The organism is Providencia sp. PROV003 (assembly GCF_045040775.1).
Taxonomy (GTDB): Bacteria; Pseudomonadota; Gammaproteobacteria; order Enterobacterales; family Enterobacteriaceae; genus Providencia; species Providencia huashanensis.
Genome location: NZ_CP096369.1, coordinates 2,618,982 through 2,639,557, shown reverse-complemented (window position 1 = coordinate 2,639,557; position 20,576 = coordinate 2,618,982). Strand labels below are relative to the sequence as shown.

Below are 20,576 nucleotides of genomic sequence, written 5' to 3'. Positions count from 1 at the left end.
TAATAGTTATTGTTTTAATTATTGATGTGATTGTTGATGTCATGATCACTGAGGCAATTATCGTGCCATTGTTCTACTTGTTATAGATATTGTTAATCCATCTTTAATAGATTGTTGAACAATTAATATGAGATGCTGAATAAACAATCAATAAAAATCGTTATTGATGATTTAAAAACCAAGACGTGATCACTTTTTTAACAAATTATTGAGGTCGGTCTACTTTCTTACAAAATAATCAGCACCAAAATGATGCAAAATTATTTAATTTCACTATATCAGTGCAAAAAATGAGTCTAGTGTGCTCATTGTGCAAGGAAACTTGCCGCTCTAACTCGAATATGTGAATATAGCGACTCATTTAATCGCTAAATTAAAACTATTCTTTTTATGAAAAAACAACCTGTTGCACAAACCTTATCCGTGACTATTGCAGAAACTATTCGCTATAAAATTACGGCGGGAGAAATCACTCCAGGTCAGCGCTTATCTGAAGCAACATTAAGTGAAGTGTTAGATATTTCACGCAACACCTTGCGGGAAGTGTTTAGGGTTCTCACTCAAGAAGGCTTACTCACCTACGCACCAAATAGGGGCGTATTTGTTTCTGTGCCTGATATGGCTGCTATTATTGACATCTATCAAGTACGCCGCTTAATCGAGTGTGACGCACTCACTCATGCATATGCTTTACACCCCGCAGTTCAAAAAATGAAAGAGGCAGTCAGCTGTGCACGTGAGCATGAAAAAATAGAAGATTGGGTTGGTGTAGGAACCGCAAATATGCAGTTTCATACCGCGATTGTCGAGTTATCAGATAGCGAACGCCTAATTAAGCTGTATCGTAATGTTTCAGCAGAATTACGCTTAGCATTTGGTCACCTTAATGACCCCAAAATTCTCTATGCCCCTTATATTGATAAAAACCAATCTATTCTTGAATTATTAGACTCTGGTCGTAATGTAGAAGCAGCCAGTGCCCTACGTAGCTACCTTGATTTATCAGAGCGCACATTACTTGCAGCATATAAGCGCAGCCAATCCTCAACAAATTAATGCAGAATATTTTTTACGGGATAATACAACATAGATTCGATTAATTTTTCGGCAGTTAGATAATCGCCAAAAACTAATTGTTAATTAATAATATCCTCAAATTTATTTTTTATATTATATTTTCTATTCCCTGCAACAAATCAAACACTTTAAGTCATTACCTTCCCATAATTAAGTCTTATGACAAATTAATTAACATTAATAACATAATTAATTAAAAAAATAATAACCAATAGTTACTTAAATACAACACACATCTCTAACATCTCCCTTTCCTTAAAAGATACATTTAGTCATATACTTTTACACAATTACTTGTTTATACATAAAATAATAACAAAATATACATAATGAAATAAATCACCCAATGTAATCACTCTATTTTTTCGAGTTAATAGTTGTAGTTTTATCGAATATTGGTTATAAAATTTATGATAATAAAAAAGCATATACATAAATATTATTTATATAATGAGATTCCACTATGACATTAAACCAAGTAACTAAAAAGAAACCATTTAAATTTGGCCTAGGGTGGCAAATATTGGTAGCTCTCATTTTAGGCGTTATTGCTGGGGCGCTTTTACATGATAATACTGAATACAAAGATTGGCTTATTCTGAATATTCTGTCTCCAGCTGGTAAGATTTTTATTCAATTAATTAAAATGATCGTTGTTCCTATTGTTATTTCTACTCTAATAGTAGGGATAGCCGGGGTTGGAAATACAAAGCAGCTAGGGTCCCTTGGGTTTAAAACTATCGTTTACTTTGAGGTTATTACTACCATTGCTATTATTGTCGGGATCTCTTTCGCCAATATATTCCGACCCGGTGTTGGTATTGATATGTCACAATTAACACAAGTCGATATATCCCAGTATGAAAAAACAACCCAAGAAGTTGCAAGCCACCCTTCAGGGATTATTAATACTATCCTGACTTTAGTTCCTAGTAATATTTTTTCAGCAATGGCAAGTGGTGATATGCTTCCAGTCATTTTCTTTGCTGTTTTATTTGGCTTAGGGCTTTCTTCTTTGCCTTTAGAGAAAAAACAACCATTACTTGATGTGCTACAGACTTTTTCTGAAACCATGTTTCGTGTAACTAACATGATCATGATGTATGCCCCTATCGGTGTATTTGCCTTAATTTCAGTTACTGTCGCTAATTTCGGCTTTTCATCATTAGTCCCACTATTAAAATTAGTCATACTTGTCCACTGCGCAATTATATTTTTTGCGGTGGTTGTATTGGGCTTAGTCGCTCGTTACTGTCGAATAAATATTTTCACCTTAATGAAAATATTAAAAGACGAATTATTGCTTGCTTATTCAACAGCAAGCTCTGAAACAGTACTCCCTCGTATTATGGATAAAATGGAAAAATACGGGGCACCAAAATCGATTACCAGTTTTGTCATTCCAATTGGTTATTCATTCAATTTAGATGGTTCAACATTATATCAAAGTATTGCTGCGATATTTATTGCCCAACTCTATGGTATTGAGCTTTCTATCGGGCAAGAATTAATACTTGTATTCACATTAATGATCACTTCTAAAGGGATTGCAGGGGTTCCTGGTGTATCATTTGTTGTTCTTCTCGCCACCTTAGGCAGTGTGGGTATCCCATTAGAAGGCCTTGCATTCATCGCTGGTGTAGACCGTATTCTTGATATGGCCCGGACAGCCCTTAATGTGGTAGGTAATGCCCTTGCTGCACTAGTAGTTGCAAAATGGGAACACAAATATGATAAGAAAAAAGCACTTGAATATGAACAATCCTTTTAGCCATTTCAATATATAAAAAGGATAATGCTCTTTATATTAATTTATAGAGAGCATTTTTATTATTTTTATATCACCATTAATCAAATAATATAAACCCCTTATAAAACTTACTTAATTTAGTTATTTATACTTACCTCTTACTTAATAAAATTTAATTTACATCACACTTTTTCAAAAAAATTATTTTATATTCGTTTTTTGTTCATTTCTTTACTATGCTAAATAAGTCATTTTTAATTAGTACAAGCAGGAAAGAATGAACCAATTAAGAAGATTCCTTTTATTTTTAAAATTACTCCAGCATCTTATGGTACTTTTTATATTTTCATTATCATTTTTATTACTACACAACTGGTTCTAATAAGAAAGCCTCGTATTATGCGAGGCTTTCTTACAATAAAATCATTAGTCATATATTTGGTGGGTTTGCTTTAATAGCATCAAAAAATACTCACCACTTACTAATCATAATATTTAAACAGGTTATCTCACTGTTTGATTTAAATTTACTGAATAGCAAATTTATAAATACAGTGAAGCCTCCCCTTCAGGTCTAGTTTTAAAACGCCGATGAGCCCAAAGATACTGCTCAGGAGCCTTTCTTATTTCTGCTTCTAACACTGAGTTAATCGTTGTAGCATCCAGCAAAGCATCTGTTGTCGGATATCCAAGTATTTCCTTTCCCAGTATTAAGTCATATTTAACGCCGCTTTTATTTCTTAATAACGTAACAGTAAGAGTTGGCGAATGTGACAGTTGAGCAAGGGTTGATGTCCCTTTTGATGTGGAACTATGTTTAACCGAGAAAAATGGGGCAAAGATAGTTCCTTTTTTACCAAAATCTTGGTCTGGAGCAAACCATATTGCTTTACCGCTTTTTAATTCTTGAACCATGAATCTGAGATTTTTCCGGTCAATCATTCCTTTGCCGGAGCGACAGCGGCCTCTAGTCTGGATGTATTCCATTGCTTTATTGTTATGTGGCCTGTACATCGCATTAACAGGAAAACAGAGCCCCATGATCCTACCACCTAGCTCTAGCGACATAAAATGCACACCAACAATAATCACACCTTTATTTTTGGCCACTGCATCCAAATAATTTGACATTCCCTTAACTTGGAACAGTTTTTTAACTTTTGTATCACTCCAGAACCATGCTATTCCAGTTTCGAATAGAGCAATACCTAATGATTTTAAATTTTCGGTGACTAGATCATCAATTTCTTTTTTACTTTTATTTGGAAAACATAATTCTAAATTTCGCTTTATAATTGAGACTCTTCGCTTAATAAAATACCTTGAGTTTTTCCCCAAGAAGGCCCCTAACCAAACTTGCCATGTATAAGGTAACTGTACCAATAAATATAAAAGAGATACCCCTAACCATGTTACTGCATATTTTGGATGGAACAACTTCAGTGAAAACGGGTTTGTGGCGTACATTATATCTCCCAATACTTCGCCTTTGCAGAATGCACGCTATTTTAGACTGCATTTCGTCTGTTAAATTCAACATGAATGCCATAACGAATGAATGCCACAACAATATAAGCTGACTTAAACAGTGAGTATTATATCAATAATCCGTATAAACACTACCCTCAGCTATGAATAAGCAACCAAATATTTTCTCACGTTATACTTTTACCAGATAAACACTAATAGTTTTTACCTACTCATGTTAAAGCATCGCAGTGATTAGAGGGAATATGAGGCACCAACGGCTAACGTTGGAAAAATGAGAGTGGGAAGCGATACCTATTTAGTACTAAATCATCTAACTGAGTATGCAATGAAGGTCGACAAGCTAATGTTCTGTGATAGCTCAAATATGTCCCATCGACTATTTAAAGCAGTAGAATGGCCTGAATGACAAGCAAGAAAAAACCCGTTATCTCTATGAGATAACGGGTTCTTATTTGGTGCCGGCTACCGGAGTAATATTGTTGGTTTTAATTTATTGATTTATAATGAAATGATTTATGAACGATGAATAAGATACCCAACTAGATACCCAAAAACATGCGAACACAGAAAGCTTAATAGTATGAATATTGGCTCAATTTTCCATCAAAGAAAGATAACGATATTCTCTCCCTTGTAGTCCCGCATGCAACAATATATTCCAAATCAGGTGCATTTCTGTCTATCTGTAGCGTTTTTATCACAATACGGGTCTTTTCTGCCTGACTCATTTCACAGACCTTATACTCATAGTTTTTTCCAACATGACTTTCCTGTACGTTCATATTTTCACCATAAAGATTAGCGTCATATGACGAAGTGTCAGTTGGCACTCCTAGCTGTTCTATCGTTTCCTGTTGACTTGTTTTGCCGATGTCCAATTTAATTGTTAATACTTTTGTTGGTATATCTACCTTTTTCGGGCGTTCTTCAGGTTCATTAAAGGGTACTCCTGAAGACACACAGCCACTTAAAAGAATTCCCGCTACCAATGATACCATTCGACAAAACATAGTATTCCCCCTTACTATCGAATATTTAAAATAATTGAATATTTCAATATGTTCTCGCAAGGCTATTTATAAGTCAAAGAATTAAAGCAAAAGCCTAACGATAGAACCCGTGATGCCCTGCAAGAGCAAATCATAAAAAGAATTGGTGAGCGATTTGGTCCATTGAGTTTACGTGTCGCCATGAGTTCGTCACAGTCACTGACTATCAGTGGCACTAAAACAGATGATGAGAAATATTATTAAACCGCATTTTTCATACGTTGTTCTGATTCAATAATTTGATACTCTAAAATGAAATTTTTTACCGCATAAAGCATTAGTATATTCATTATCCATATGAGCATTCACATGTCAGAAAACAAGCTTAAAACTTGGTTTTTAAAAACACTGTACCGACTGTTTCGCAGTAAAAAATACCACCATAATAAAAATATTTGGTATTTATTTGATGTTTCTAGAAATAAAAACAATGAAACAACGGAAATTACGTATAAAAATAAAAGTTTAAAGATAAACATGTTTCCTGCTAGCTCAAAAACACACAAAAAATTGATTATTGTGACTACCGGCCCATCCGTGAATGAGGTACCTACCGATTTCTTTGACCAAGAGCAATACGATTTTCTCGGTGTAAATGGTGCAATCTCCCTCCCTGAAATTAAATTCCAGTTTTACTGTATCATTGACCAATCATTTGTTAACAAAAGAATCGATTTAGTGAGAAAAATTGTTAGTGATGATGAAATAACATTGTTTTGCAACTACTTATCTTTATACGAAATATTAAAACTCATTGATTTTTCTGATATAAACTGCTCTTTTAAGATATTAGATTTAATCACTGGTGGTATAGGTTATTTATTTATGGATGAGAAAAAAGTAATTAATGAAGATTACATATCCGATAACCACTATTGGTTTAATGGTTATGGCTTTTCATCTAACATAAATGAATTCGTTTTTGATTATGGCACTGTAGCTTATCCTGCGTTGCAAATCGGATATTCTCTAGGTTATGAAAAATTGTACTTTGTCGGCTTAGATATGAATAATTTCGATAAGCCTCGGTTTTATGAAAATCGTTCAAATATGCTTCCAACATCGTTAGACCATCATTTCATTACAATCCAAAATGCCTTTAATTCCGCATCACATTTCCTTGCGGAAGCTGGAGTTAACGTTATTAATTTATCGCCTAATAGTGCGATTACTTCTTTTCAAAAAGAAAATATTAATGCGTTAATGAAGAATAAAAGCACAGAAAATTCAGATAAGTAAGCGATTCGCACATTGCTTGTAGCTATATGTGATTGTCTTTTTTTACCATTGCAGCGCCTTTGCATTAACGCTATGATCACAAAAGATAATTACCAAGTGAGATAAGTTAAATGCGCTTTGCGTTACAAAATTTAAAGAAGATTAACATTCTAAATTTCTGTATTTTATTATTTTTTGTTTGTTTGTCGCATATTGCTCTTGGATATGAATTTAAGGCTATCTATGCATTCGCTGTGTTTTTATTATTGCTCGCCGTAAACGCCAATAAATTTATATACCTAACATCCATAATCCTTTTAGCATTTATCGCCGCAATTTATTACCCAACAGCCATGTTATACGGCGAGCCGAGCTTCAATATTGCAACAGCAATGCTATACACCGATAGAAAAGAATCATTCGAATTTGTTTCTAATATCCCCTATTACTACTATGCAGTGTCATTTCTCATATTACTGCTTGGTTATGCTTCGACCCGTTTCAGATTTGAAATTTCAAATAAATTTCGACTAGTCTTTATTTCAATTTTTACTATTATTTTCCTTCAAGCGCCTATAAAGACAGCCATTAGCGATCATCATTTTTCATTATTAGATACAGGCATTCCAGAAGTTAAATTTTTAAAGCAATCAGTAGCAGCCATCTCTTCAACAATTGAAGAGCACAAGCGCATTAGTGAAATGCTAGCTAAAGATGATGATTACCCAAAATTAACCAGCGCTGGAGAGTATGATACTTATGTTATTGTTATCGGCGAAAGTGTTAGAAAAGACTTGCTACATTCCTATGGATTTGAATTAGAGAACACCCCGTTTTTAGATAAAGTAAATGGGAATATTTTCACTAATTATATATCAGCTGCACCATCCACAGTTCCGTCTTTAACACACACCATTTCAGAGCATGTGAAAATTCAGAACAACATCATTACCCTCGCTAAAAAAGCCGGTTTTTATACCTATTGGATCTCGAACCAAGGCTCCATCAGTGGTGCAGATACTCCTATTGCCAGCATAGGCAAGCGAGCAGATAACCCAATTTTTATCAAAAAAGGTTCTTTCACATCTAATGAAAATGATAACGAACTTATCCCTTATATTGATACAGCTATTAAGCAACAAGTGAAAGGTAAAAAGCTGATCGTTGTTCATTTAATGGGAAGCCACACGCCAGCCTGTGAAAGAACAAACAATCAGTATGATGATTTCTATCTTAGTAACCGAGTTTCTTGCTACGTTAAATCAGTGAAGAATACAGATCGCTTACTGCGCACCATTTACAATGATTTGAAGTTAAGCAATGAACGATGGTCTATGATGTATTTTGCCGATCACGGTGTCTCTTTCTCAAATAGAGACATGCCATCTAAACTCGATTTAATTCACGGGGATGAATATAAAGAAAACTACGCGGTTCCTTTTTTTATTACATCTTATAATGATGTAAATAGAGAGTTCATTACCGCACGAATCAGTGGCATGAACTTTCTTTCTCTCTACTCTGAGTGGCTTGGTATTAGTTTGTATAAAAAAGCTAACTGTCAATTTATCTCAAATCAAGACTGCAAATTTAGCGACAGTATTTTAAATTTTAAAAATAATGTAGTCAGTTTTGATAAATTACCTAATGATATAATTCCTCATCTATAAATATTAAATGGGGCAATTGCCCCATTTCCATTAACTAATTCTATACCATCCCATCAACATGATATATGCGTTAGTTACTGTTATTGCCGAGCCAGCACCAGCGTTGCCAATCGCTCCTGTTATCGTATGTGTATGAGCCCCGCTATTTGAAGTTTCTCCACTCCACGTTTTAGACGCATCTAAATTAACTTGCGAAACAGAACTATTCACTGTGCCAGACGCAGTATTCACTTTTAATGTACGTGTAGTTTTACTAAATGCACCTTCCACAAATCCGGGGGCTTCACCTTCTGACTTTCCACCACCTAATGCAAATGCACCAGTTATGTTCATCGTACCTCGCGAATGCGTGTGACCTCCAGCGGAAGCAGTCGTGCCTGAGAAACTATGGTTGTGTACTGGCATTTGAGATGCATTTAAAGTTATCGAGTCAGATCCACCTGTAGATAAGACATTGTTACCACTCGACGAAGCTAACCGAATGGTTTTATTTTCACCAATATATTGCCATTTAGTATTAGGAAACAAAGTATTAGGGTTTTTATTTTGAGCAAACCAAACTACGATACCGACAGGGTAGATAGTATTGAGATTAACGGCATTTTGTAAGGCATCGGTAACCGCTTTCTGACTCATTACATTGGCTGTTGAACTCCCTGTTCCCTGAGCTACATTACTTGTATTGAGTTTTGTATTTAATCCGCTGGTTAGTGCCGAATTAGTTGCATAATCTCCTGACGGCTGGTAATTCTCTTTTGGTTGATATCGGCCATCACTCTCAGTTTTAGAATAGCTGTAACCTGCCGCTAAATAGCTGCCTTTTGGTTGATACTTTCCATCAGTTTCTATTTTTGAATAACTATAACCATCAGCCTGATAATTTCCCTTCGGCTGATAGCGTCCATCCCCTTCTGCTTTAGTGTAACTATCACCTTTCAGAGCATAATTACCTGCTGGCGCATAATTGCCTTTTGGCTGGAAATTGGTATCAGACTCTTGCTTAGAGTAGCTATATCCCGCAACTAGATAATTACCTAGCGGTTGAAAACGTTGGTCTGATTCTGTCTTGTTATAAACATTGATATCACCAGCAGTTAAATCAGCTTTTAATTCAGCCCATTGAGCGCCGGCAACGGGCTCTACCTCGTTATTTTCAACTTTGGACTGCCACACTTTGTTTTTATGATGAACTAAGCAGCGAATTGGGTATGGTTTACCCTCTTCGCTCCACTTTGATACCCCGAACATCTGAACTTCACCAACCGCCTCGGTGATATCGTGAAATATCCCGTTCATTTTTTCACGTTCGATATCCTTAGCTGCTGGATCTGAAACTTGGTCACGCTCATAGTCATATCCATAGCCTTGCGTGTAAGACACTGCGCCATCGGCTTGCACTTCATTGGGAATAAAAGTTCGATCCCCTTGTGTTGCAAAGGGAACTTTAAAAATTTTAGTCATTGTTTTATGCTCCGAAATTACTGCTCAGGAAGTTTTTGCGGAATTTTCCGTGGCCGAAGGATTTCTTCGTTACTATGCGATATTTGGCACCAGCACCCGATGGGCGCGGCATGAGGTCGAAGTTTTCTAGCAAAAGCCTTAGACGTTCGTCAGGGTTGTAGTTGAAGACGTAATACATGTAAGTCATGTCTAGCGGATCTAACACAAAGACTTTGCTGTCTGCTTGCCAGAAAAATCGCCGCAGAAACTCATTAATATTGGTCACTGTAGGGCTTTGAGTGAGATTGAAATAACGCATGCGGATAATCAGCCGCTTTTGCTCTACCGTCAGTGACAACCTGTAATCCGAATTACGCCGAAAATTAGCTTTGAAATTGGCTTTCTTTTTACCAAAACCAAACCCTACTTTCGTTTTATCACTCGGCGGAACATCAATCCCTAACGGTACATCGAGGATACGTGACCAGATGTTGAGCCCGAACTCATTCGCTGTATCGATGTTAAAAACATCACGGTACCAGTTACGCCAAAACTGCACTGTCGACTTATCAAAATAAGCAGATTTGTAACCAGCTAATGCTTTTAAATTGTCTGCATCTTCATATTGCCAAAGAATGGCTTTTAATAAATCCGAATGAAAATCAAATAATTGTACTGATTTCATACGATCACCACTTGTACAGCACTGCCTTTTATTCGAGCAACTTCATTGAGTTTTATCGTGTAATTATCAGATGACCAGGCTTTACCATCTGTTGAAAGCTCCACGCGTGCAATAAACAGTCTTGGCTCTACGGTGTTAATACCGGCTGAAATTTCAAAGGGGGAAACATCACGACCAACCACTAGGCCACCGTCGCCCTCGACATCACCATTTGACCAGGACTCGACCGCCTTGGGTATAATAGTCTGAGCATCCACCGTGGCTTTTTTTACTGTTACCCGGCAAAACAACACGATTTCTTTTGCTCTATCAAATTTCACAGGGTACGTTTGACCGCTAATTTTCTCCAGTACCTCAACTTCTTCACTGCCGTTAAAGACCGCACCGAGTGTTTTTGTTCTCAGTAAGGATTGAGCAATCTGATTCTTATCGCCGCCCTCAACACAAACGTAAACGCTATGAGGCACCAAGGTGATCCCGTCGATAATGACTGGCGTATCGCCATAGTTCTCCCTGAATGCCAAAAAACGCACGCCTTCCAACTCATAGAGTGCTGATGTAATCGCCTCTCCGACACTCACCGTATTTCTTGCCAATGTTTGTTTGCGTCTGCGTCGGGCATGCAAATCAGACTCTTCAGTTCGCCCTAACATCGCAGAGATCGGGTTATTCACTGTTTCCCAGCCAAGCACTGAACTGGCCACTTTATCAAGCTGTCCAACACCACATTCAATTGCACCAGTCTCAAGGGAACGCATATCGCCTGTAGCGGTGCCGTCTTACCTTGGTAAATACCCCTTACTTAAAGCTGGAACACCTCGAGTTGATGAGGAAATGGTAGAAGCTGTTGGACAATATGTTGAAACCGTTTGGTCACTAGCCACAGGTAAAGAATTACTAGTCGAACAGCGAGTTGATTTCTCTGACGTCATTGGTGTTGAGAACTCATTCGGTACCGCTGATGCTGTTATTTTAACCCCTGATGAATTGCAAATTCACGATTTAAAATACGGCAAAGGCGTTAAAGTTGACGCTGAGAACAATGAGCAATTACAACTTTATGCCTTAGGTGCCTTAGACCAATTCAGTATGCTCTATGACTTCAAAACCGTTCGCCTATTCATTCACCAGCCACGCTTAAATCACGTTTCAGAATGGGCGCTAACAGTTGATGAGCTAATTGCCTTTGGTGAACAAGCAAAAGAAGCCGCCGCGGAAGCAGTTGTTACCTACTCAATTGCAGAGTGCGAAGGGGCTAATACTCTGCCAATAACTTGTTTTAACCCTGGTGAAAAACAATGTCGTTTCTGTAAAGCTAAAGGCGGTTTATGTGCCGCGGAAGCTCAACATGCCCTTGAGTTGGTAAAAGGTGATTTTGTCGATTTAACCGCACCGCTTGAGGGGCAACTGAGCTAAGCGCCACAGCGTATTACTGTACTTGAGCCGGCACAGTTAACCGAAATTTATAAAGGACTCGATTTCGTCGAAAGCTTCTGCAAAAACCTACGTGCTCGTGTCGCTGATGAACTTAATGCGGGACACACCCTACCGGGCTTGAAACTGGTCACTGGTAAATTAGGTAACCGGGCATGGGGTAACGAGACCGAAGCCGAAGCGACATTAAAAGGCTTTAGACTTAAGCGCGAAGAAATGTACAGCATGAAGTTGATTAGTCCAACCCAAGCCGAAAAGCTAATCAAGAAGGATAATCCTCGCCGCTGGACAAAATTAGAGTCGCTCATTACCCGAGCTGAAGGTAAGCCTGTTGTTACACTCGAATCAGACCCACGCCCTGCTCTTGTCCTCACCCCTGAAAACGATTTTGACGATGTGACCGATGAGTCACTCGCCGCTGACCTCATTTAATTAAAGGTACCCAATATGAAAGTTAAATTATCCAACGTCCGTTTGGCATTCCCAGATTTATTCGAAGCAACCCAAGTTAACGGGCAAGGCGATTACAAATTCCGCGCTACGTTTCTCATCCCCAAAAATCGCACAGATTTAATCGAAGCGATTGAAAGTGCAATTAAGCAAGTCGCTACAGCAAAATGGGGAGCCAAAGCTGATGCGGTTCTCAAATCCATTCGCGGTAACTCAATGCGATTTAACTTCCGCGATGGTGACGAGAAGATTGAGTATGACGGCTATGCAGATCACATGTACATCGGTGCAAGCAACAAAGCGCGACCACTGGTTATTGACCGTGACCGCACTCCGTTAACCGCACAAGATGGTCGCCCTTACTCTGGCTGTTATGTCAATGCAACTATCACTATTTTTGCCTATGACAACCAAGGCAAAGGCATTTCAGCTTCGCTAGGTGGTGTTCAGTTCTTCCGTGATGGTGATGCCTTCGCAGGTGGCGGTGTCGCGAGCGAAGATGACTTCGACGACTTAAGTGTCGCCGAAGAGGAAGAATCATTGATTTAATTAGGCTTGAATGCGCTGGCATCAATTTCTGCTAGCGCATTGTTTAATTTCTCCACCGGTTTAATTCTATTATATTTACTAAAAAACATTAGTCCGAAAGCCTCTGACATTATTGCTAAAGAGCCTAAATAACTTTCAATAAAAATAGATTTTTTATCTGGATAGGAATCAATTAAAAATAAAAGATATACAAAAACAAACATTAATATAAAAGAGAACAAAGAAATACAAACACTCTTAATATTCTCTCGCCTCAACTTAACAAGATCAACAGAAGCACGTTCACTATCAACACTTACAAATCCAATAACTCTTTTTAAGAGAAAGGAATCAATCTTTTTTTTTGTATTTAAAATTACAAACATAAATATTTTACCCGAAAATTCATCTCTTATTTTTGTAATTTCAAAATCTATAGCATTTTTAATTTTTCTGATTATGAAGTTTTTAGTAATCTCACCAGGTTCTTCCTTTGGTAACTCATTATACTCATTATAATAATTAAGCAATTTAGCTCGCTTATTAGCGGAAAATTTCAATAACCACTTAACTGCTATGCATATATTTCCCACTATGGCCCCTAATGCCGCTATAAAGGCAGGAACCAACGACAAAATTTCACCTATAGATAACTGCTTCATCAACTCCACTTAATCCTCTCCTAAATAAATTATGAAAAATACACTCTGGCTCGACCTCGAAACATTTAGTGAAAAGCCAATTAAATACGGCACGCATTCTTATGCAGAAACTGTTGAAATTATGCTTTTTGCTTGGGCGTTAAACAATGATTCCGTTAACATTTGGGATATTACAGATAAATCCCCTATGCCTACGGAATTAAAGAAAGCATTAACAGACCCTAACACTATTATTTATGCACATAACAGCCATTTTGACCGCACGATGCTTAATCATAGCGGTATCAAAATAGATGTTAGCCGCTGGCGTGATACTATGGTTCAGGCACTAGCGCACGGTTTACCCGGTGCTTTAGGCGCACTATGTGAAGTGCTTGGTGTGCCTTTGGATAAGGCCAAGGATAAAGAAGGTAAAGCCCTAATACAGTTATTTTGTAAGCCTCGCCCTAAAAATTCAGCATTGCGTCGCGCCACTAGCAAAACTCATCCTGAAGAGTGGAAACGTTTTGTTGCTTACGCAGGGTTAGATATCGAAGCCATGCGAGAAGTGCATAAACGTTTGCCAAACTGGAACTATCGCGATAATGAGTTAGAGCATTGGCATCGTGACCAACGAATTAACGATCGCGGTGTGTGTATGGATATTCAACTCGCCACTGCAGCCATTGAAGCTGTTGAGATTGAACAAAAACGTTTGGCTAAATTAACCCAAAAGCTAACCGATAATGAGGTACAAGCGGCAACACAGCGCGATGCTCTGCTACAACATATCTCTGCCGCTTTTGGCGTTGACCTGCCTGACATGCAAAAAAGCACATTAGAGCGTCGTATCAATGACCCTGATATTCCTTTGCCGTTACGTGAGTTATTAACCATACGACTACAAGCCAGTACCACCAGCACCAGTAAATACAAAGCGCTGATGAATGGTGTAAGCTCCGATGGTCGTTTACGTGGAACATTGCAATTTTGCGGTGCCTCTCGTACAGGTCGTTGGGCAGGTCGCTTGTTTCAGCCGCAAAATTTACCAAGGCCAACACTCGACCAAGACACCATTGATAACGGTATCGAAGCGCTAAAAGCAGGATGTGCCGACCTTATTTATGATGACATTATGCAACTTACCAGTTCAGCTTTGCGTGGTTGTATTATGGCGCCAGAGGGCAAAAAGCTAGTCATTTCTGACCTTTCGAATATCGAGGGACGTATGCTCGCTTGGCTAGCGGGTGAAGCGTGGAAGATTACCGCGTTCAGTGAATTCGATAAAGGCATTGGCGCTGACCTCTATAAATTAGCTTATGCTCGAGCATTCAATATCGCCCCTGAAGATGTTGATAAGCACATGCGCCAAATCGGTAAAGTGATGGAACTTGGCTTAGGTTATGGCGGCGGTGTTGCTGCTTTCTTAACATTCGCCCTCACCTATGGCCTAGATTTAGATGAACTTGCCGAAGCTGCATTACCTAATATCCCACCAAAAGTGAAACACGATGCGCTTAGCTGGTATAAAAAATCGGTTGAAACCAAGAAAACTTATGGCCTTAGCGAAACCGTGTTTATTACCTGCGATTCACTTAAACGTATGTGGCGAAATGCTCATCCCGAAACGGTCTCTTTCTGGTACGAATTAGAAGATACCGTACGTCGGGCGATTGCCTCACCGGGGATCACTTTTCCTTGCCGTAAGCTTAAAGTTAGACGCGATAAAGCATGGTTACGTATCGTTTTACCTTCGGGTCGTGCAGTTTGTTACCCATCCCCACGTAATGATAACGGTCAAATCAGTTATATGGGCGTTAACCCTTATAGCCGCAAATGGCAACGTTTGAAAACCTACGGTGGGAAATTGGTGGAAAACGTAACCCAAGCTGCAGCGCGTGATGTTCTCGCAGGTAACATGCCTATCATTGAAGATAATGGCTATGACATAGTGCTCACAGTGCATGATGAGGTGCTGACTGAAGCACTCGATAATCCCGCATTCAACCATGAACATTTATCAGAACTACTCGCCACTAACCCCGAATGGGCTCTAGACCTCCCACTAAGTGCAGGAGGCTTTGAGGCTTACCACTACAGGAAGGATTAGAAATGAATATTGTGGATATGTGGGCAGCGGGAGCCTTAATTACTTTTATTGGGCTTACTCTCTACTCAAGAAAAGTAAAAGATAAAGCTAAAAAGGTTCCTTTATTAATTAACATCCTACTATCAGGTTTTTGGCCTGCCGCCTTAGCTATCAGCGCTATCGCTTGTTTCAACGCACTATACGAAAAAACAATCGATTACAAAGACTAACTTTTTTATTACGGAATTCCCCTATGACATTCATAAACAACGATAGCCCGTTGTATTTCCGCGCGGCTCGGGATGCTATTCGTCTTGAACAAGCAGGGAAATACTTCGAGGCTGCTACGGCTTGGTTACAAGCACACCGACTCTCTCGAGCAAGGAACAATCAAATTTGGAGTGAGCGACGCTCTGATTTCTGTATGAAACAACTTAAACGCGAAATGTATAAAGGCACGAGTAATGAGCAAAGTACGTGAAGATGTAATCGAAAGGCACTTGGTCAATGAAGTGAAAAAAGCAGGTGGTATCGCTTATAAATTTACTTCGCCCGGTCGTCGGGGTGTGCCAGATAGGATCGTACTTTTGCCTAATGGCAAAATCATTTTCGTTGAGTGCAAAGCCCCCGGTGAAAAGCCCCGCCCCGATCAGTTACGGGAACACGCGAGGCTTTTTGCATTAGGGTTTCATGTTGTCGTTTTGGATAGTAAGGATTTAACTGGAATTTTATAAATTAAATAATAAGATATATCAATCTTTTCTAAAACAAGAGCAATGAATATGTCTGGGAATAAAGCTAATAAAGGTAAAAATGACCTAAGTAATATAGATAAAAACACTCTAGAGAATGGTATTTCTGATGAAAAGCGATGTGGCGTAATTATGCCAATAGCTAATACGGAAGGTTATCCACCAGGTCATTGGAATGATGTAAGAGAAATAATTTATGATGCCATAAACAAAGCAGGATTCGAACCTAATCTTGTTAGTTTTGATATAGATGTTTCAACTATACATAAAAGAATTGTTCAAAATCTATATTTCAACCCAATTGTTGTCTGCGATATAAGCAGCCGTAATGCGAATGTAATGTTTGAATTAGGAATGCGCTTAGCCTTTGATAAACCAACTATCATCATTAAAGATGACAACACCCCATATTCTTTCGATATAGCAGGAATTGAGCATTTAAATTACCCACATGATTTAAGATATAAAAGTATTGAAGAATTCAAAGATATTTTGATTAATAAAATCAAAAATACAATAGATTCATATAATAAAGACCCTGAAAATTTCAGTGTTTTCTTAAAGCACTTTGGGGATTTCAAAGTACCGAAACTCGACCAAAAAGAAGTTTCTATTCAAGAAATTGTACTTGATGAAATTAAAGAAATAAAAAACCAAATAAGAACCTTAGAAATTAAAGATAAAAACTTAGATTCAAGCAACTCTTTATTCCCAGAATATACTCTAGGAGTTAAATTCGAGAATAGTTTAAAGTTACCTCTCCCTAAAGAAATAAATAAAAAAAATATAAATGAGCTTCAAGAAAAATTAAACAGTTATATATTAACTAAAAATAACATCAAACATTACACGATAGACCAATATCTTGATGGTAGTTATGCGTTAAATTTTGCTGGTAAATTTTCTCCCGCAAGTAAACATCAAATTAAAATATCAATAGACCAAATTATTGACTCCCTATAAAAATTTCTGTCCTTAATATTTGAGTGTTATTAAGGACAGATACCTTAAGGATAAACATGAAAACTCTCACCCCACGCCCGTACCAAGATCTCATACTCAGCCACGAAATTGATATTAAGCGCTCGAACGTGTGGGCGGGCATGGGTATGGGTATGGGCAAAACAGTATCAACGCTCACCGCATTAGAAGATTTGTTTATGGCGGGAAGTGAAACACAACCAGCTTTAGTTCTTGCGCCTTTACGGGTAGCAAGTTCAACATGGCCAGACGAAGCGGTTAAATGGAATCACCTACGCAATATTGATGTTCAACCTATTATTGGTACCGCCAAAGAGCGTATGGCGGCTATCAAAAATACCAATGCGAGCGTATTTACTATTAACTACGACAACCTTGTTTGGCTAGTTGAAATATTTGGTGATCATTGGCCTTTCGGAACCATCATTGCGGATGAGAGTACAAGGCTAAAATCGTTTAGACTTCGTAAAGGGGGCAAACGTGCCGCAGCACTGGCGAAAGTTGCTCACAAACATGTACATCGATGAGTAAATTTGACGGGAACCCCTTCCCCTAATGGGTTGATTGATTTGTGGGGGCAAGCATGGTTTGTCGATCAGGGTCAACGTCTTGGTAGGACTTATAGCGCTTTTACTTCACGTTGGTTCAATAACATTCAATTCCCTGGTCAACAGTGGTCTAAGTTAGAGCCTTGGCCTTTTGCTCAAGAGCAAATGCAAGATGCTTTACGGGATGTCACAATCTCCCTTGATGCCGCTGATTGGTTCGATATTGAAGAGCCTATCCATAACATCATTAAACTCGAACTTCCTACCAAAGCCCGAAAGCAATATCAAGAAATGGAAAAAGAAATGTTTCTTGAGCTGGAGCATGAAGGTATTGAAGCGCTAAATGCAGCGGCTAAAACGGTAAAATGTTTGCAAATTGCCAGTGGTGCTATCTATACCGATGATAGTAAAAATTGGGTCGAACTGCACGATGCCAAAATTCAGGCGTTGGAAAGTATTATTAGCGAATCAGGCGGTATGCCAATTCTCGTTGCATATCACTGGAAACATGACCTAGAACGCCTATTAAAAGCCTTTCCTAATGGCAAGAATTTAGATGCTGATCCCCAAACATTACGCGATTGGAACGCAGGCAAAATATCGATTCTGTTTGCACACCCTGCTAGTGCCGGACATGGCTTAAATTTGCAAGATGGTGGGAATATTTTGGTCTTTTTCTCACATTGGTGGGATTTGGAACAATACCAACAAATCATTGAACGTATCGGCCCTACTCGACAAATTCAAGCTGGTTATAACCGTCCTGTATTTATTCACCATCTTATCGCAGCGGGAACTATGGATGAAGTTGTTATGGAACGCCGTAATTCTAAGCGCGAAATACAAGACCTTCTATTAGAAGCAATGAAGAGGAAATAATACCGTGAAAAAAGATGAGCTAATTAAAGCTACACGGCAAATTAAATATGAATCACGCGATGCTATGAACAGTATGGATGATGATTATATTTCATTCCCTGCAGAGCTGATTTATAGAATATGCGATAAACTGCTCAAGTACCAACAACTTAGCCCCTACGCTTGGGAATATCGGAACGCTCGAGGCTTAAACTTTACCAAAGACAAAAAGCAAATCGAGCTTGTTAAAGAATATTGCCCTGATGCAAATATCATTGAACTCTTTAAATTAGATAATAGGTAAATAGGATACTAACATGATTGAAGCTAAAGAACGTGACGACGATTTACTCACAATGAAAGAAGTCGAAAAATTAGTGACTCTAAAAAAATCGACTATTTATGAAATGATCAAACGGAAAGAATTCCCCTCACAACATAAAATTGGTGTGCGTGCAGCTCGCTGGCTACGAGGGGAAATTAATGAATGGAAACAACAACGGACTGCATCTTAAATCAAATAAAGCTTATCAATATAATCTGCATACCACTGCAGCATTTCTCTCCGCCCTTCTAAATATTGGGCATGGTTATATGTTCCTCGAATAACATTCTTGTCTACATGAGCAAGCTGTAATTCTATCCAATCAGCGGGAAACCCTTGGTCGTTAAGAATGGTGCTCATTGTATGGCGAAAACCATGCCCAACAATTCGACCTTCCCAACCTATCCTTTTTATCATCGCATTAATTGTGTTTTCGCTCATCACCTTCATAGGATCTGAACGATTAGGAAACATATATCTAAAGCGGCCCGATAATCGACTTAACTCTTTCAATAAAATAATCACCTGGTCAGACAAAGGAACAAGGTGATCTTTCCTTTTCTTCATCTTATCTCTAGGTATTGACCACAGCCGGGCATCAAAATCTATTTCTGACCATTCACCAAATCTTAGCTCTGCCGTTCTTAGCCCAGTAAGCATTAATATTCTGGTTGCCAGTACCGTAGTTGGGTCGCCACTATAATCAGATACCTCCGATAAAAAATCAGGTAGCTCATTAGCTATCAGAAAAGGAAAACGAGTAGATACATGCCCTTTCATTGCACTTTTTAGTTCAGCCACCGGATTATACTTAGCTCGCCCTGTCGCAATTGCATACTTAAATACTTCACTTGTCCAACGCCTAACTTTACTCGCTTTTTCAGTGGCGCCACGTTGCTCTATCGCAGATAACGCTTTCAAAGCATAAATGGGTTCAATGCTATCAACAGGCAAATCCCCAATGACAGGATAAATATCCATCTTAAATGCTTCGAGAATATCCGAAGCATACCCTGCTGACCAACGTGATTTTTTAAATTCATGCCATTCAATCGATAATTTTCGAAATGTATTCTCTATATCAGAAACGGCTTTAACTTGTCGGGCTTTAACGGGGTCAACACCTTCTAAGACTTTGCGTCTCGCTTCGTCACGTTTTTGTCTTGCTTCTGCTAAAGTAATTTCCGGGTAGACACCAATAGCATACATTTTCTCTCTACCCGCAAATTGATAGCGGTAACGCCAATATTTTGCGCCATTGGTTCGAACAAGTAAAAAAAGCCCTGCACCATCGGAAAGCTTATAGTCTTTTATTTCAGGTTTCGCGGTTTCTACTTGGCGAGCGGATAATTTCATAATAGGTACCCAGTTTCCTAACTCAGATACCCATCTTTGTACCCATTTATGCAGAGGATTGCAATGGATTAGGCTGGAATTCACTGGATAAAAACACAGTTAAATTTGATTGAAATAAGAAAAAACCCGTTATCTCTATGAGATAACGGGTTCTTATTTGGTGCCGGCTACCGGAGTCGAACTGGTGACCTACTGATTACAAGTCAGTTGCTCTACCAACTGAGCTAAGCCGGC

At 38.5% G+C, this 20,576-nt stretch carries 19 protein-coding genes, 1 tRNA gene and 3 pseudogenes; 15 read left to right on the top strand and 8 right to left on the bottom strand.

The window, feature by feature from the left end; genetic code table 11:
* Nucleotides 1–390: 390 nt before the first annotated feature.
* Together M1F14_RS11940 and gltP are read left to right on the top strand one after the other, a co-directional pair.
* Entirely contained in the window at nucleotides 391–1,056 is a 666-nt protein-coding gene (locus M1F14_RS11940; RefSeq protein WP_042844405.1) for a GntR family transcriptional regulator, read from the top strand.
* Nucleotides 1,057–1,540: 484 nt separating this feature from the next.
* On the top strand, nucleotides 1,541–2,848 hold the full coding sequence (gene gltP / locus M1F14_RS11935) for a glutamate/aspartate:proton symporter GltP (RefSeq protein WP_181468575.1): 1,308 nt from the start codon (nucleotides 1,541–1,543) through the stop codon (nucleotides 2,846–2,848).
* Between the two features lie 522 nt (nucleotides 2,849–3,370).
* Here gltP and lpxL read toward each other — a convergent pair.
* On the bottom strand, nucleotides 3,371–4,294 hold the full coding sequence (lpxL, locus tag M1F14_RS11930) for an LpxL/LpxP family Kdo(2)-lipid IV(A) lauroyl/palmitoleoyl acyltransferase (RefSeq protein ID WP_181468576.1): 924 nt from the start codon (nucleotides 4,292–4,294) through the stop codon (nucleotides 3,371–3,373).
* A 596-nt stretch (nucleotides 4,295–4,890) separates the two neighbouring features.
* The gene (locus M1F14_RS11925) at nucleotides 4,891–5,328 is read right to left on the bottom strand and encodes a hypothetical protein (protein WP_181468577.1); all 438 of its coding nucleotides are present in this window, start codon (nucleotides 5,326–5,328) and stop codon (nucleotides 4,891–4,893) included.
* A gap of 162 nt (nucleotides 5,329–5,490) precedes the next feature.
* On the opposite strand from M1F14_RS11925, the gene M1F14_RS11920 reads away from it, so the two are divergent.
* From M1F14_RS11920 to M1F14_RS11910, 3 genes are all read left to right on the top strand, one after another.
* Nucleotides 5,491–5,571 carry a hypothetical protein gene (locus M1F14_RS11920; protein WP_232370537.1) on the top strand — a complete coding sequence of 27 codons (81 nt, stop codon included), beginning with the start codon at nucleotides 5,491–5,493 and terminating at the stop codon, nucleotides 5,569–5,571.
* Nucleotides 5,572–5,676: 105 nt separating this feature from the next.
* On the top strand, nucleotides 5,677–6,606 hold the full coding sequence (locus M1F14_RS11915; protein ID WP_181468578.1) for a lipopolysaccharide core biosynthesis protein RfaZ: 930 nt from the start codon (nucleotides 5,677–5,679) through the stop codon (nucleotides 6,604–6,606).
* A 110-nt stretch (nucleotides 6,607–6,716) separates the two neighbouring features.
* Complete coding sequence (locus M1F14_RS11910; protein ID WP_181468579.1) at nucleotides 6,717–8,255, top strand: phosphoethanolamine transferase; 1,539 nt, start codon at nucleotides 6,717–6,719, stop codon at nucleotides 8,253–8,255.
* Between the two features lie 30 nt (nucleotides 8,256–8,285).
* Here the strand turns inward: M1F14_RS11910 and M1F14_RS11905 are convergent, their stop codons facing one another.
* The 3 genes and pseudogenes from M1F14_RS11905 to M1F14_RS11895 form a co-directional block, all read right to left on the bottom strand.
* The gene (locus M1F14_RS11905; RefSeq protein WP_181468580.1) at nucleotides 8,286–9,716 is read right to left on the bottom strand and encodes a phage baseplate protein; all 1,431 of its coding nucleotides are present in this window, start codon (nucleotides 9,714–9,716) and stop codon (nucleotides 8,286–8,288) included.
* Nucleotides 9,717–9,720: 4 nt separating this feature from the next.
* Nucleotides 9,721–10,380 carry a DUF2612 domain-containing protein gene (locus tag M1F14_RS11900; RefSeq protein WP_181468581.1) on the bottom strand — a complete coding sequence of 220 codons (660 nt, stop codon included), beginning with the start codon at nucleotides 10,378–10,380 and terminating at the stop codon, nucleotides 9,721–9,723.
* Nucleotides 10,377–11,159, bottom strand: a pseudogene (locus tag M1F14_RS11895) (hypothetical protein); the annotation flags it as partial. The pseudogene M1F14_RS11895 and the gene M1F14_RS11900, both read right to left, overlap by 4 nt.
* Between M1F14_RS11895 and M1F14_RS11890 the strand changes: the two are divergent.
* Together M1F14_RS11890 and M1F14_RS11885 are read left to right on the top strand one after the other, a co-directional pair.
* Nucleotides 11,113–12,246: pseudogene (locus tag M1F14_RS11890) on the top strand (DUF2800 domain-containing protein). The pseudogenes M1F14_RS11895 and M1F14_RS11890 overlap by 47 nt on opposite strands.
* Nucleotides 12,247–12,261: 15 nt before the next feature.
* Nucleotides 12,262–12,813: a DUF2815 family protein gene (locus M1F14_RS11885; RefSeq protein ID WP_006660326.1), complete on the top strand. Its 552-nt coding sequence runs from the start codon at nucleotides 12,262–12,264 to the stop codon at nucleotides 12,811–12,813.
* Here the strand turns inward: M1F14_RS11885 and M1F14_RS11880 are convergent.
* Complete coding sequence (locus M1F14_RS11880) at nucleotides 12,810–13,463, bottom strand: hypothetical protein (protein WP_181468582.1); 654 nt, start codon at nucleotides 13,461–13,463, stop codon at nucleotides 12,810–12,812. The two genes, M1F14_RS11885 and M1F14_RS11880, sit on opposite strands and share 4 nt — an antisense overlap.
* Nucleotides 13,464–13,485: 22 nt before the next feature.
* Here M1F14_RS11880 and M1F14_RS11875 point away from each other — a divergent pair, with 22 nt between their 5' ends.
* The 8 genes and pseudogenes from M1F14_RS11875 (at nucleotide 13,486) to M1F14_RS11840 (ending at nucleotide 19,176) form a co-directional block, all read left to right on the top strand.
* The gene (locus M1F14_RS11875; RefSeq protein WP_181468583.1) at nucleotides 13,486–15,543 is read left to right on the top strand and encodes a DNA polymerase; all 2,058 of its coding nucleotides are present in this window, start codon (nucleotides 13,486–13,488) and stop codon (nucleotides 15,541–15,543) included.
* A gap of 2 nt (nucleotides 15,544–15,545) precedes the next feature.
* A complete protein-coding gene (locus M1F14_RS11870; protein ID WP_181468584.1) occupies nucleotides 15,546–15,752 on the top strand; it encodes a hypothetical protein in 207 nt (68 codons plus the stop codon).
* A gap of 23 nt (nucleotides 15,753–15,775) precedes the next feature.
* Nucleotides 15,776–16,003 carry an ANR family transcriptional regulator gene (locus tag M1F14_RS11865; protein ID WP_181468585.1) on the top strand — a complete coding sequence of 76 codons (228 nt, stop codon included), beginning with the start codon at nucleotides 15,776–15,778 and terminating at the stop codon, nucleotides 16,001–16,003.
* The gene (locus M1F14_RS11860) at nucleotides 15,987–16,256 is read left to right on the top strand and encodes a VRR-NUC domain-containing protein (protein WP_181468586.1); all 270 of its coding nucleotides are present in this window, start codon (nucleotides 15,987–15,989) and stop codon (nucleotides 16,254–16,256) included. Before M1F14_RS11865 ends, M1F14_RS11860 begins: the two co-directional genes overlap by 17 nt.
* Before the next feature lie 48 nt (nucleotides 16,257–16,304).
* Nucleotides 16,305–17,237, top strand: a complete 933-nt coding sequence (locus M1F14_RS11855; RefSeq protein WP_181468587.1) for a hypothetical protein — start codon at nucleotides 16,305–16,307, stop codon at nucleotides 17,235–17,237.
* Nucleotides 17,238–17,293: 56 nt separating this feature from the next.
* Nucleotides 17,294–18,682, top strand: a pseudogene (locus M1F14_RS11850) (SNF2-related protein).
* A gap of 4 nt (nucleotides 18,683–18,686) precedes the next feature.
* Entirely contained in the window at nucleotides 18,687–18,965 is a 279-nt protein-coding gene (locus M1F14_RS11845; RefSeq protein ID WP_181468588.1) for a hypothetical protein, read from the top strand.
* A gap of 13 nt (nucleotides 18,966–18,978) precedes the next feature.
* Nucleotides 18,979–19,176, top strand: a complete 198-nt coding sequence (locus M1F14_RS11840) for an AlpA family transcriptional regulator (RefSeq protein WP_154600877.1) — start codon at nucleotides 18,979–18,981, stop codon at nucleotides 19,174–19,176.
* Here the strand turns inward: M1F14_RS11840 and M1F14_RS11835 are convergent.
* Nucleotides 19,173–20,342 carry a phage integrase central domain-containing protein gene (locus M1F14_RS11835; protein ID WP_181468589.1) on the bottom strand — a complete coding sequence of 390 codons (1,170 nt, stop codon included), beginning with the start codon at nucleotides 20,340–20,342 and terminating at the stop codon, nucleotides 19,173–19,175. The two genes, M1F14_RS11840 and M1F14_RS11835, sit on opposite strands and share 4 nt — an antisense overlap.
* A gap of 158 nt (nucleotides 20,343–20,500) precedes the next feature.
* Nucleotides 20,501–20,576 (bottom strand) — tRNA-Thr (locus M1F14_RS11830).

Excerpts from the sequence above, each read along its gene's own strand:
- M1F14_RS11940 (WP_042844405.1), top strand. The coding sequence starts at position 391 with ATGAAAAAACAACCTGTTGCACAAACCTTATCCGTGACTATTGCAGAA.
- gltP (WP_181468575.1), top strand. The coding sequence starts at position 1,541 with ATGACATTAAACCAAGTAACTAAAAAGAAACCATTTAAATTTGGCCTA.
- lpxL (WP_181468576.1), bottom strand. The coding sequence starts at position 4,294 with ATGTACGCCACAAACCCGTTTTCACTGAAGTTGTTCCATCCAAAATAT.
- M1F14_RS11925 (WP_181468577.1), bottom strand. The coding sequence starts at position 5,328 with ATGTTTTGTCGAATGGTATCATTGGTAGCGGGAATTCTTTTAAGTGGC.
- M1F14_RS11915 (WP_181468578.1), top strand. The coding sequence starts at position 5,677 with ATGTCAGAAAACAAGCTTAAAACTTGGTTTTTAAAAACACTGTACCGA.
- M1F14_RS11910 (WP_181468579.1), top strand. The coding sequence starts at position 6,717 with ATGCGCTTTGCGTTACAAAATTTAAAGAAGATTAACATTCTAAATTTC.
- M1F14_RS11905 (WP_181468580.1), bottom strand. The coding sequence starts at position 9,716 with ATGACTAAAATTTTTAAAGTTCCCTTTGCAACACAAGGGGATCGAACT.
- M1F14_RS11900 (WP_181468581.1), bottom strand. The coding sequence starts at position 10,380 with ATGAAATCAGTACAATTATTTGATTTTCATTCGGATTTATTAAAAGCC.
- M1F14_RS11885 (WP_006660326.1), top strand. The coding sequence starts at position 12,262 with ATGAAAGTTAAATTATCCAACGTCCGTTTGGCATTCCCAGATTTATTC.
- M1F14_RS11875 (WP_181468583.1), top strand. The coding sequence starts at position 13,486 with ATGAAAAATACACTCTGGCTCGACCTCGAAACATTTAGTGAAAAGCCA.
- M1F14_RS11870 (WP_181468584.1), top strand. The coding sequence starts at position 15,546 with ATGAATATTGTGGATATGTGGGCAGCGGGAGCCTTAATTACTTTTATT.
- M1F14_RS11865 (WP_181468585.1), top strand. The coding sequence starts at position 15,776 with ATGACATTCATAAACAACGATAGCCCGTTGTATTTCCGCGCGGCTCGG.
- M1F14_RS11860 (WP_181468586.1), top strand. The coding sequence starts at position 15,987 with ATGAGCAAAGTACGTGAAGATGTAATCGAAAGGCACTTGGTCAATGAA.
- M1F14_RS11855 (WP_181468587.1), top strand. The coding sequence starts at position 16,305 with ATGTCTGGGAATAAAGCTAATAAAGGTAAAAATGACCTAAGTAATATA.
- M1F14_RS11840 (WP_154600877.1), top strand. The coding sequence starts at position 18,979 with ATGATTGAAGCTAAAGAACGTGACGACGATTTACTCACAATGAAAGAA.
- M1F14_RS11835 (WP_181468589.1), bottom strand. The coding sequence starts at position 20,342 with ATGAAATTATCCGCTCGCCAAGTAGAAACCGCGAAACCTGAAATAAAA.